The sequence below is a fragment of the Polaromonas sp. P1_E1_2 genome (genome assembly GCF_056406035.1).
Map to the genome: position 1 here is coordinate 1 of NZ_JBFUAZ010000781.1, position 1637 is coordinate 1637.

General features: G+C 59.6%; 3 protein-coding genes. All 3 read left to right on the forward strand.

What is annotated here, in order from left to right:
- Positions 1-467 (forward strand): tRNA-dihydrouridine synthase (locus AC1D1P_RS22805; protein WP_477674562.1); only part of this gene is annotated, 467 nt, incomplete at its 5' end.
- Positions 464-700 (forward strand): Fis family transcriptional regulator, encoded by a 237-nt coding sequence (locus AC1D1P_RS22810; protein ID WP_348047983.1) that lies wholly within the window; start codon positions 464-466, stop codon positions 698-700. The genes AC1D1P_RS22805 and AC1D1P_RS22810, both read left to right, overlap by 4 nt.
- Positions 701-759: 59 nt before the next feature.
- Positions 760-1637: bifunctional phosphoribosylaminoimidazolecarboxamide formyltransferase/IMP cyclohydrolase (gene purH / locus AC1D1P_RS22815; RefSeq protein WP_477674563.1), on the forward strand; the 878-nt coding region annotated here is incomplete at its 3' end.

Genomic DNA, 1637 nt, shown 5'->3' on the forward strand with positions numbered 1-1637 from the left:
GCCCTGAAAAAGCGCGTGATGTGCTGGCGTATACCGGTGTCGATGCCGTGATGATTGGCCGCGCTGCGCAGGGGCGTCCGTGGATTTTTCGCGAGATTTCACATTTCCTTTCAAGCGGCACGCATCTTGCGCCACCGCTGGTGGCGGAAGTTGAACGCCTGCTGCTGGACCATTTGCGTGACCACTACGATTTGTACGGTGAATACACCGGCGTGCGGACGGCGCGCAAACACATCGGCTGGTATGTGAAGACCTTGCCCGGTGGTGAGGCGTTTCGCGCGCAGATGAACCTGCTGGAAGACTGCGAAGCGCAACTGAAGGCGGTGAGTGCTTTTTTTGAAGGGCTGGGGGCGCAGATGGACCGGATTCCGGCTGCTGCCGTCGAGGTTGATGACGAGGGCGTGCCTGTGCAGGCACGGGCGAACAAAGATAAAAATCAGGAAAATCAGGAAGAAGCTGCTGCATGAGCAAAAAACATATCGAAGAGTGCGTACGCACCAGCCTGGAAGGCTATTTCAAGGACCTGCGTGGCACCGAGCCCGACGGCATGTACGAAATGATGGTCAAGGTGGTGGAAAAACCGCTGCTGGAAGTTGTCATGCAGCATGCCGAGCAAAACCAGTCGCGCGCCGCCGAATGGCTGGGCCTGAACCGCAACACCCTGCGCAAGAAGCTGGTTGAGCACAAGCTCATCAAATAAAAAAACACGCTCCCATGGTCCGGCCCTTTCGCCGGCCATCCTCTTTAGAGAAGACAAAAATGAACGCACTGATTTCCGTTTCGGACAAAACCGGCATCCTCGAATTCGCGCAGGCGCTGCATGCCCTGGGCATCAAGCTGCTGTCCACGGGCGGCACGGCCAAGCTGCTGGCTGACGCCGGGCTCCCGGTGACCGAAGTCGCCGATCACACCGGGTTTCCGGAAATGCTCGACGGTCGCGTCAAGACCTTGCACCCGAAGATTCACGGCGGCCTTTTGGCCCGCCGCGATGTGCCGGAGCACATGGCGGCGCTGACAACCCACGGCATTGACACCATCGACTTGCTCGTGGTCAATCTTTATCCGTTTGAGTCGACGGTCGCCAAGCCCGGCTGCACGCTGGAAGACGCGATTGAAAACATCGACATCGGCGGCCCCGCGATGGTGCGGTCGGCGGCCAAGAACTGGAAGGATGTCGGCGTGCTGACCGATGCCTCGCAGTATGAAGGTGTGCTGGCCGAATTGAAAACCGGCGGCAAACTGACCGACAAGACCAAGTTCGCCTTGTCGGTAGCGGCATTCAACCGCATCAGCCAGTACGACGGCGCGATCAGCGACTATCTCTCAGGCATCCAGGCCGACGGCAGTCACGGTATGTTCCCCGGCCAGGCCAACGGGCGTTTCGTGAAAGTGCAGGACCTGCGTTACGGCGAAAACTCGCACCAGCAAGCTGCGCTGTACCGCGATCTGTATCCCGCACCCGGCTCGCTGGTAACGGCCAAACAATTGCAGGGCAAAGAGCTCTCATACAACAACATCGCCGACGCCGACGCCGCCTGGGAATGCGTCAAGAGTTTTGACCTCATCAAGGACGGCGCCGCCTGCGTGATCGTCAAGCACGCCAACCCTTGCGGCGTGGCGGTGGGCAAGGACGGCCT